The sequence below is a fragment of the Streptomyces phytophilus genome, from assembly GCF_013870535.1.
GTDB classification, from domain to species: domain Bacteria; phylum Actinomycetota; class Actinomycetes; order Streptomycetales; family Streptomycetaceae; genus Streptomyces; species Streptomyces phytophilus.
Window position 1 is genome coordinate 1 of the sequence record NZ_JACBXC010000118.1, and the last position, 9,263, is coordinate 9,263.

At 73.7% G+C, this 9,263-nt stretch carries 8 protein-coding genes; 2 read left to right on the plus strand and 6 right to left on the minus strand.

Annotation, left to right across the window (positions count from 1 at the left end):
• Both H5J30_RS09250 and H5J30_RS09255 read right to left on the minus strand, forming a co-directional pair.
• Positions 1-1,031: alpha/beta fold hydrolase (locus tag H5J30_RS09250; protein WP_181786830.1), on the minus strand; the 1,031-nt coding region annotated here is incomplete at its 3' end.
• On the minus strand, positions 1,028-2,578 hold the full coding sequence (locus H5J30_RS09255; RefSeq protein ID WP_181786832.1) for a flavin-containing monooxygenase: 1,551 nt from the start codon (positions 2,576-2,578) through the stop codon (positions 1,028-1,030). The genes H5J30_RS09255 and H5J30_RS09250, both read right to left, overlap by 4 nt.
• A 197-nt stretch (positions 2,579-2,775) precedes the next feature.
• Here H5J30_RS09255 and H5J30_RS09260 point away from each other — a divergent pair, with 197 nt between their 5' ends.
• Positions 2,776-3,546 carry a MerR family transcriptional regulator gene (locus tag H5J30_RS09260; protein ID WP_181786834.1) on the plus strand — a complete coding sequence of 257 codons (771 nt, stop codon included), beginning with the start codon at positions 2,776-2,778 and terminating at the stop codon, positions 3,544-3,546.
• A gap of 130 nt (positions 3,547-3,676) precedes the next feature.
• Here the strand turns inward: H5J30_RS09260 and H5J30_RS09265 are convergent, their stop codons facing one another.
• Positions 3,677-4,681 (minus strand): DUF6528 family protein, encoded by a 1,005-nt coding sequence (locus tag H5J30_RS09265; protein WP_181786836.1) that lies wholly within the window; start codon positions 4,679-4,681, stop codon positions 3,677-3,679.
• 144 nt (positions 4,682-4,825) lie between these two features.
• Between H5J30_RS09265 and H5J30_RS09270 the strand changes: the two genes are divergently transcribed.
• Positions 4,826-5,842 carry a sigma-70 family RNA polymerase sigma factor gene (locus H5J30_RS09270; RefSeq protein WP_181786838.1) on the plus strand — a complete coding sequence of 339 codons (1,017 nt, stop codon included), beginning with the start codon at positions 4,826-4,828 and terminating at the stop codon, positions 5,840-5,842.
• A gap of 198 nt (positions 5,843-6,040) precedes the next feature.
• Here H5J30_RS09270 and H5J30_RS09275 read toward each other — a convergent pair whose 3' ends face one another.
• The 3 genes from H5J30_RS09275 to H5J30_RS09285 all read right to left on the minus strand — a co-directional run bounded on the left by H5J30_RS09275 (position 6,041) and on the right by H5J30_RS09285 (position 8,789).
• Positions 6,041-7,381 carry an RNA polymerase sigma factor gene (locus H5J30_RS09275; RefSeq protein WP_181786840.1) on the minus strand — a complete coding sequence of 447 codons (1,341 nt, stop codon included), beginning with the start codon at positions 7,379-7,381 and terminating at the stop codon, positions 6,041-6,043.
• 73 nt (positions 7,382-7,454) lie between these two features.
• Positions 7,455-7,811 (minus strand): YciI family protein, encoded by a 357-nt coding sequence (locus tag H5J30_RS09280; RefSeq protein WP_181786842.1) that lies wholly within the window; start codon positions 7,809-7,811, stop codon positions 7,455-7,457.
• A gap of 108 nt (positions 7,812-7,919) precedes the next feature.
• A complete protein-coding gene (locus tag H5J30_RS09285; protein WP_220188698.1) occupies positions 7,920-8,789 on the minus strand; it encodes a glutaminyl-peptide cyclotransferase in 870 nt (289 codons plus the stop codon).
• Positions 8,790-9,263 lie beyond the last annotated feature (474 nt).

The following is a 9,263-nucleotide window of genomic DNA, read 5'->3' on the forward strand; positions in this document are numbered from 1 at the left end:
TTCTCGACGGCCGCCGCGGCGGCCGGTCCGGCAGTCGTCTCGCCGGGCGTCCCGGCGCCCGTCTCGCCGGGCGTCCCGGCCGTCGCCTCGGCGGCCCCTTCAGCCTGCGCGCCCTGCGGCGCTCCCGCCAGGTGGTCGCGTACGAGCCCGCGCAGCACGTCGGCGACCGCGTACGGCGCCTCGATGGGCGTCATGTGCCCCAGCCCGTCCAGCTCGGTGAACCCCGCGCTCTCGGGCAGCAGCTCCTCGATCTTCCGCGCCAGCCGCACCGGCGTGAGCCGGTCGGCGCTGCCGTGCACCACCGCGGCCGGCACCGGCATCCGGGCCACCTCCGCGTCCAGGTCGAGCGTCGCCAGCACCCGCCCCCACACGCCGCGCGCCTTGCGCGGGGTGGCGAAGACGATACGGGCGCTCGCCTCGATCTGCGCCGGGGTGGCGCCCCGGCCCAGGATCGCCGGGCCCAGCACCTTCTTCGACAGCGGCGTCACCGGCCCCATCGGCAGCCGCGAGACCAGCAGCGCGCGCTGCACCGCGGAGCGCAGCGCCCTGGCCCGCAGCGGCACCACCCGCGACTCGGGCACCAGTTGCGCGCTGCCCGTGCTGCACAGCAGCACGGCGGCGGCCCGCTCGCGCAGGTACGGGCGCCCCGCGGCGGCCATCAGCGTCATGCCGCCCATCGAGTGGCCGCCGATCACGGCCTTCTCGCCGGGCGCCAGCACCGCGTCGAGCACGGCACCGAGGTCGTCGGCGAGGGTGGCGGTGCGGTACGAGCCGTAGTTGCCCTCGGGGCTGCGGCCGTGGCCCCGCTGGTCGTACGCGATGACGCGGTGATCGGGTGCGAGCTGCCGGACCACCGGTGCCCAGAAGGCGGTCGAGCAGCACCAGCCGTGCGCGAGGACGACCGCCGGGGCGTCCTTCGGGCCGTGCTCCTCGACGTACAGCGGGGTGCCGTCGGCGGAGGCGGCGGTCAGCTCGCGCCGCGGGACGGGCGGGGCGTACGGGCCGGAGGTGACGTGCATGAGCCGGGTCATCGGACGGCCCCCTCGCCCCGGCGCGCGCCGGCGGACTCCGGGGCGCTTCCGCTTGTACGCGGCGCGCCCTCCACGGTGCGCAACACCTCGTACTCCTCCGCGTGCACCTTCCTCGTCACCTTCCTGAACTCGCTCGTGGTGCCCGGCCACACGGTCGTGTTGCGCCCGTTGGCGTCCAGGTACCAGCTGTCGCAGCCGCCGGTGTTCCACACCGTGCGCTTCATCCGTTCCTGCACCCGCGCGTTCCAGTCCTTCACCGCCGCAGGCCGCGCGTCGAGCGCGACCCGGCCGCCGGGCCTGCCGAGGTGGTCGAGGCGGCGCACGAAGTCCGCCATGTAGTTCAGCTGCGCCTCGATGATGAGGATCATCGAGCTGTTGCCGAGGCCGGTGTTGGGGCCGATGACCGTCAGCAGGTTGGGGAACCCGGCCGCGCTGGCGCCGCGCAGGGCCTCCATCCCGCCGCTCCACGCCTCCGCGAGCGTGGTGCCGTCGCGGCCCTTGATGCGCTCGCCGATGGGCATGTCGGTCACGTGGAAGCCGGTGCCGAAGATGATCGCGTCGGCCTCGGTCTCGGTGCCGTCGGCGGCCACGAGGGTCGAGCCGCGCACCTCCTTCAGACCGGAGGCGACGACGTCGACGTTGGGCTGGGCGAGCGCCGGATAGTAGTCGTTGGACAGCAGGATCCGCTTGCAGCCGATGCGGTAGTCGGGTACGAGCTTGCGGCGCAGTCCGGGGTCCTTGATCGCCCGGCCCAGGTTCCGCTTGGCCAGACCCTCCACGAATCCCAGCTCGTCGGGGTGTTTGGTGAACGCCTGCACCTGAAGTTCGCGGATGCCCCACAGGATGCCCCGGCGCAGCTTCGTCGTGGCGGGTACGCGCGCGTGCAGCCACCGCTCCGGGGCGCTGATGGCGCGGTCCACGCGCGGCAGCACCCACGGCGGGGTGCGCTGGAAGACGGTGAGCCGGGAGACCTCGGGCTGGATGGACGGCACGATCTGGATGGCGGAGGCGCCGGTGCCGACCATGGCGACCCGCTTGCCGCCCAGCGGCACGCCGTGGTCCCAGCGCGCGGAGTGGAACACCTTGCCGGGGAACGTGTCGAGGCCGGGGATGTCCGGAATCTTGGGGTCGGACAGCGGGCCGGTGGCGGAGACGACGACGTCGGCGGTGAGTTCGGCGCGCGCGGTGTCGATCTCCCAGTGCAGCTCGTCGTCGTCCCAGCGGATGCTGCGTACCTCGTGGTCGAAGCGGATGTGCTGCCGTATGCCGAAGATGTCGGCGACCTGCTCCAGGTAGTCCCGGATGTGCTGCTGCCCGGAGAACGTGCGCGGCCACTCGGCGTTGGGCGCGAAGGAGAACGAGTACAGGTGCGAGGGGACGTCGCAGGCGCAGCCCGGATAGCTGTTGTCCCGCCAGGTGCCGCCGAGCGTGCTCGCCCGCTCCAGCACGACGAAGTCCGTGATCCCCTCCCGGCGCAGCCGTACGGCGGCGCCGAGGCCGCCGAATCCGGAGCCGATCACCGCCACCCTGACGTGTTCACGCGTCATCGCCGTCGTCCTCCCAGCCGTGGAGACTCGATTGCGCCAGCATTCACTGGCACGATGAGAGTAGGGCCTGTTCTTACCGATGGGTAGGGGGCCGGCGTGATCGGTTTCCGCCCGGGGGCCGGGTGTCGGCGGGAGGTTCTACCCTGGTGGTCCGGGCGTACGGCACGGACCTGCGGGGACGGCGGAGGAGACAGACGGTGGGACGCGAATTCCGGACGGAGGAGCTGGCCGAGCGCGCCGGCATCACCGTTCGCACCCTGCGCTTCTACCGCGAGCGCAAGCTCCTCCAACCGCCGCGCCGCGAGGGCCGGATCGCCTGGTACGGGGACGGGCACCTGTCCCGGCTGCGGACGATCGCCGCGCTACTGGACCGCGGCCACACCCTGGGCGGCATCGCGGAGTTGATCTCCGCCTTCGAGAGCGGCCGGGACGTACGCGGCGCCGCCGAGCTGCTCGGCCTGGAGGAGACGCTGACCAAGCCCTGGTCGGAGGAGACCCCGGTGCGCATCACGCCGGAGGAGCTGGCCGACCGGTTCGCGGGCGAGGTCTCCTGGGAGAACCTCGCGAGGTCCATCGACATGGGCTATGTCGCCGTGGAGGGCGAGGAGTTCATCCACGTCAGCAGGCGGCTGCTGGACGCCTCGTCGAAGCTGGTGGCCAGGGGCGTGCCGCTGGCAGCCGTGCTCGCCGCCGCCCGCGAGGTGCGCGCGCACGCGGACGACCTCGCCGAGCTGTTCACCGCGCTCATACGCGAGCACGTGCTGACCGACGTCATGGAGACGCCGGCGGGCGAGCTGAGCGGCGAGCAGGTGGAGCGGCTGACGGACGCGCTGGAGCAGCTGCGGCCGGTGTCGATGCAGGTGCTGGAGGCGGAGGTGGCCATGGCGATGGACCGGCGGGTGCGCAAGGAGTTCGAGGACTGGAAGCGCACGCGCGCCGGATCCACCGCCGAGGAGCCGGAGGACTGAACCGGCAGGACCGCGACCGGCGCACCGGCTTGGAGAGCACCGGCCTTCAGCGCACCGGCGGGACGTCCCCGGAGGTCAGGCCCGGGGCTCGGTCGCCGGCGCGGCGTGACCGGGCTCGGTCAGCCGGCGGTCACCGGGGCTCCGACAGCCACCAACGGGCCTTGTAGATCCCGCTGTCCGGGAGCGTGAACGCACCCTCCGGGTTGTGGGCCGACACCGTCGTCGTCCACCACGACTTGCCGAGGCCGGGCTCCGGCACGGTGGTGACCACCCGTCCGCTCCCCTGCACGTCGCTGACGGCCTTCACGCTGCGCCGGTTGATCTCCGCCGCACCGGCGTAGTCCTGGCGGAACTCGCGACCGGCGATGTCGTACTGGAACACGCCGTAGCCCGTGGTGATCCACAGCCGGCCGGGGCGGCCCGCGACCGCGCTGAGGTCGTGCCCGCTGGCCGAGAGGCCGTCGGGGTGCGGCAGGGCGACGGCGTCGACGAGGGTGAGCGTCGGCTCGGCGGGGGTGCCGCCGGCCTTCAGGGCGATCAGCTCGTCGTGGCCTATCGCCCACAGCACGCCGCGCCTGTTGTCCCACTGCAGCCCGTGCGCGTCGTCGAAGCGGTACTCGGCGTACGTGTCGGCGGCCGGCCCCTGCGAGGCGGCGTAGAGGCGGATGGTGTCGCCCGTGCTGCCGGCGACGGCGACGTTGCCGTCGGGGAGCAGTTCGATGCTGTGCGGGTTGACGGTGTCCGTACCGCCGGCGAGCGCGCCGGCCCAGTAGCGGCGCCCGGTGGGCACCTCGACGACGGCGGCGAAGCCGAACGAGGCGGTGGTGAGCAGGTACGTACGCCCCTTGCGGCGGCGGGCCTTGGCCTCGTCGACGTACGTCCAGCTGGCCTGCGGCACCAGGTCCGCGTACCTCTCGTCGCCCTCCGGCGAGAAGGCCCACCGGACGGCGTCCGGCGAGTCCCACGGCAGGCGCGAGTCGAGGATGAGGACGCGGCGCGACTTCTGGTCGGTGACGGCGACGGGCGGGTTGGGCTTTCCGCCGGCCGCGTGTGCGGCGGCGGCGGGAAGGGTGACGGCCGCGCCTGCGCCGAGCGCGGTGAGCAGGGCCGTACGACGGGTGGGTCTGCCGGTCATGGGCACTCCTGATCGGGTTGCTCTGATCAACATCATCCGCACAGTGCCACGCCGGGTGGCGGGAAGTAAGCCCTTGCGATGGCTGGTTGGTGAATTCTCCGGATCTGTCGCACCCGATGACCGCTGTCAGTGCCCGCCCGTACGATGGCAAACGTGACCAGACAAGACGTGGCGGACCCCGCCGCAGAAGAGCCGGTGGAGAAGCGCCTGGAGTCCCACCGCATCGAGCTGACCGGGTACTGCTATCGCATGCTCGGCTCCGCCTTCGAGGCGGAGGACGCGGTCCAGGAGACCATGGTGCGCGCCTGGAAGGGCTTCGAGCGCTTCGAGGGCCGCGCGTCGATGCGCTCGTGGTTGTACCGGATCGCCACGAATGTCTGCTTCGACATGCACGGCAGCCCGCAGCGCCGCGCCCGCCCGATGGACCTGTCGTCCCCCGGCGCGGCGACCACGCCCCCGGAGGCCGCCCTCGGCGGTGCCCTCCCCGAGGCCACGTGGCTGGAGCCGATGCCCGACACGAAGGTGCTCCCCGAGGGCGGGGACCCCGCCGAGGTCGCGGCCCAGCGTGACTCCGTGCGCCTCGCCTTCGTCGCCGCGCTGCAGCACCTGCCGCCCCGCCAGCGCGTGGTGCTGATCCTGCGGGACGTGCTCGCCTGGAAGGCGAGCGAGGTCGCGGACCTGCTGGAGACCTCCGTGGCCTCGGTGAACAGCGCGCTGCAGCGCGCCCGCGCCACCCTGGCCACCGAGCCCCCGGCCGACAGCGAGCCGGCCAAGCCGCTGGACGCGGACCAGCAGCGCTTCCTTGAGCGCTATGTGGACGCCTTCGAGCGGTACGACCTGGATGCGCTCACCGCGCTGATGCGCGAGGACGTCATCCTCTCCATGCCCCCGCTGCCGCTGTGGCTGCAGGGCCCGGAGGACGTGCGCACCTGGTTCCTCGGCACCGGCGCGGTCTGCCGCGGCTCCCGCCTGGTCGCCTGCTCGGCGAACGGCATGCCGGCCTTCGCGCAGTACCACCCGGACCCCGAGAGCGGCCGGCACCGCGGCTGGGCGATCCAGGTCCTGGAGATCGAGGACGGCAAGGTCACGGGGCTGAACAGCTTCCTGAGCGCCGAGCGGCTGTTCCCGCTCTTCGGCCTGCCCCTGGTGCTGGAGGACTGAGCGGGCGCCCCACAGAACCCGGCGGCGCGACCCCCGGGTCGCGCCAGGCGCCGGCCCGCTCCGGCACGTCCGCTGCGAGCCGATCACTACGGTCCCGTTCACCGTGTGCCCGGTTCGCTGCGGCACGCCCACCGCGGACCCCGGTCACTGCCCGCTTCGGCTCGTCCGCCGAGGCCCGGTGCGGCGCGGCCCAGTCCGCTATGGCCCGTCCGGCGAGGACTCCGCGCGGGTCTGGAGCAGCGTGCGTTCCTGCGCGTTGCGCGTCAGGTCCGCCGCGCGCGCGAACTCCTCCCGCGCCTCCGCCGTCCGCCCCAGCCGCCGCAGCAGGTCGCCGCGGACGCTCGGCAGCAGGTGGTAGTCCTTCAGCGCCGGCTCGTCCGCGAGCCCGTCGACGATCCGCAGCGCGTCCTCGGGCCCGTACGCCATGGACACCGCCACCGCCCGGTTCAGCTCCACCACCGGCGACGGCGCCACCCGCGCCAGCGCCTCGTACAGCCGGACGATCTGCCCCCAGTCCGTGTCCGCCGCCCGCGGCGCCCGCGCGTGGCAGGCCGCGATCGCCGCCTGCAGCATGTACGGCCCCGGCCCCTGCGCCCCGGCCGCGACCAGCGACTGCGCCCGCGCCAGCGCCGCGAACCCGCGGCGGATCAGCAGTTGGTCCCACCGCCCGCGGTTCTGCTCCAGCAGCAGCACCGGTTCGCCGTCCGGCCCCGTGCGCGCCCCCGCCCGCGACGCCTGGATCTCCAGCAGCGCCGCCAGCCCGTGCACCTCCGGCTCCTTCGGCATCAGCCCGGCCAGCACCCGCGCCAGCCGCAGCGCGTCCTCGCAGAGCCCCGGGCGCATCCAGTCGTCGCCCGCGGTCGCCGAGTAGCCCTCGTTGAAGACGAGGTAGATGACCTCCAGCACCGACGCCAGGCGCTCCGCCCGCTCCGGCCCCTGGGGCTGCTCGAACGGCACCTCCGCCTTCGCCAGCGTCCGCTTGGCCCGTACGATGCGCTGCGCCACCGTCGGCTCCGTGACGAGGAACGCCCGCGCGATCTCGTCCGTGGTGAGCCCGCCCAGCAGCCGCAGCGTGAGCGCCACCCGCGCGGGTGTGGACAGCACCGGGTGGCAGGCCGTGAACACCAGACGCAGCAGGTCGTCCTCGATGTCGTCGTCGAGGACGGCGGCGAGCTGCGCCTCGCCCTCCGGGCGGCGGCTCTCCAGGTCGTGGCCGATCTCCGCCAGCTTGCGCGCGTAGCGCTCCTTGCGGCGTACCAGGTCGATGGCCCGCCGCCGGGCGGTGGCCATGAGCCATGCGCCGGGGTTGTCGGGCACGCCCGACTCGGGCCACTGCTCCAGGGCGGCGACCAGCGCGTCCTGCGCCAGTTCCTCCGCCACGCCGATGTCGCGCACGATACGGGCCACGCCCGCGATGATCCGCGCGGACTCGATCCGCCAGACCGCGGCCACGGCGCGATCGGTGGCCCCCCGCGCGGCGGCGGGCGGCGGCCCGGGTGCGTCCTCCCGCCGGGCGCGGGCGTCCTGCGAAGCCGTCACAGCCCCACATCAGAACAGCCCGCCCCGGCCGAAGGCAACTCGCAACGGCCCTGACCTGGGCCGTCACCCGCCGCTAGCCCTCCATGATCTCCCGCAGCTCGACGGTGATGACCCACTCCTCACCGTGCACCCTCAGGAAGCGGTTGGCCCACTCCAGGGCTTCTTCCTTGGACTTGACCTGGGCGATCAGATAGCCGCCGACCAGTTCCTTGGACTCGGTGAACGGACCGTCGACCACGGACAGCTTCCCCCGGTCGGAGGTGACCCGCACGGCCTCCTCGTTGGGCTTCAGCCCGGCGGTGTCGAGCAGCACGCCGGACTTGGTCATCTCCTCCAGGAGCTTGCCCATCTCGTCCATGATCTCCTGGCTGGGCATCCCGTCCTTGGGGCTGCGCTCCAGGTCCGGCTCGATCAGCATCATGTAGCGCATCGCGCGTCTCCTCGTTCTCGTCGCGGGCGGCCGAGTGCCGTCCTTCTGCCCATGCGTCGAACGACACCCTGCCGGATCGACACCCGCCCGGATTTTTTTTCCGCGGCCTCAGCGCGCCACGAACTCGACCCGGAACATCCGGGGCCAGTACTTGCCCGTGAGCAGGAACTCCTCGCCGCCGGGGAGCGCGGCGATCCCGTTGAGCTGGAGCGCCCCGTTCCGCAGTTCGGCGGGCCGGAGCAGCCCGGAGGCGTCGATGTCGGCGGTGACGGAGCCGGTGTCCGGGTCGATACGGACGACGGTGTCGGTCTGGTAGACGTTCGCGTAGACGCTGCCGTCGGGGGTGCACTCCAGCTCGTTGAGCTGGTCGACGGGGACGCCGTCGCGGGTGACGTCCACGTGGCCGGTGGGCTCGAACGTCCGGGGGTCGCGGAACGTGAGCCGGGAGGTGCCGTCGCTCATGACGAGCCGGCCGCCGGTGCCGCCGTCGGTGCGGTCCTGGCACAGGCCCCAGCCCTCGCCCTCGTAGCGGACGCGGCGCAGTTCCTTCAGGGTGTCCGCGTCGCGTTCGATGGCGATGCCGTTCTGCCAGGTGAGCTGCCAGAGCCGGGGGCCGACGAGCGTCAGGCCCTCGCCGAAGAGCGGGGCGGGCAGGTCGCGGCGGACGGTGGGTTCTGCGCCGGCGGGGCCGCGGCGTACGGAGGAGCTGCCCTCCAGGCCGGTGCCCTCGTAGAGGACGTCGCCGCGCAGCTCCAGGCCCTGCGTGAACGCCTCGGGATCATGCGGCAGGCGCTCCAGCACCCGTACCCGCAGCTCCTGAACACCCTGGTCCGTGGGTACTGGGCTCGGGCCTCCCCCGCCGGCTGCGCCCTCACTGGCAGAGGTACCCCGATTGGCCGCCGCCTCGGGATCCCCCGTCGAACACGCGGCCAGCGCCACGGCGAGGAGGGCGGAGGCGGTCACGGCGAGGCGGCGCATGGGGCCACCTTGGCACAGTCACCGCACAGCACGGGGGCGGGGCGGCTTCGGCGTCGTCGGCGGCGGTCGCCGGGTCCGCGGGGGCGGGGGCGCCGGCGGGCTCCGCCGCGCCGGCTGCCGTTGCCCGGCGGGGGCCGGGCAGGCCGGCTAAGCGGGAGCAGCAGGCGTGGTACGGCGACAGCGCGGCGCCGCCGGAGGCGGCGGCAGCGGCGACGATGAGCGCCGCCACCGCGGGAGACGGGCCCGCGGAGGCGGCGTTCTCCGGCGCCGGGACCCGGGGTGCAGGGGTCTCGGGCGCCGGGGCTCGGGGGGCGGGAGTCCCGGACGTACGGGGCTCGGTGCCCAGGGTCTCGACCTGGCCGGCGTCGGCGTGGACGGCTTCGGGCACACCGGTCGCGGACACACCGGTCCCGGACACACCTGCCCCGGCCACACCCGCGTGGGGCGCATCCGTCCCCGCCGGATCCGTCCCGG

Coding starts and splice junctions, on each gene's coding strand:
- H5J30_RS09255 (WP_181786832.1), bottom strand. CDS start 2,578: ATGACGCGTGAACACGTCAGGGTGGCGGTGATCGGCTCCGGATTCGGC.
- H5J30_RS09265 (WP_181786836.1), bottom strand. CDS start 4,681: ATGACCGGCAGACCCACCCGTCGTACGGCCCTGCTCACCGCGCTCGGC.
- H5J30_RS09270 (WP_181786838.1), top strand. CDS start 4,826: ATGGCAAACGTGACCAGACAAGACGTGGCGGACCCCGCCGCAGAAGAG.
- H5J30_RS09280 (WP_181786842.1), bottom strand. CDS start 7,811: ATGCGCTACATGATGCTGATCGAGCCGGACCTGGAGCGCAGCCCCAAG.
- H5J30_RS09285 (WP_220188698.1), bottom strand. CDS start 8,789: ATGCGCCGCCTCGCCGTGACCGCCTCCGCCCTCCTCGCCGTGGCGCTG.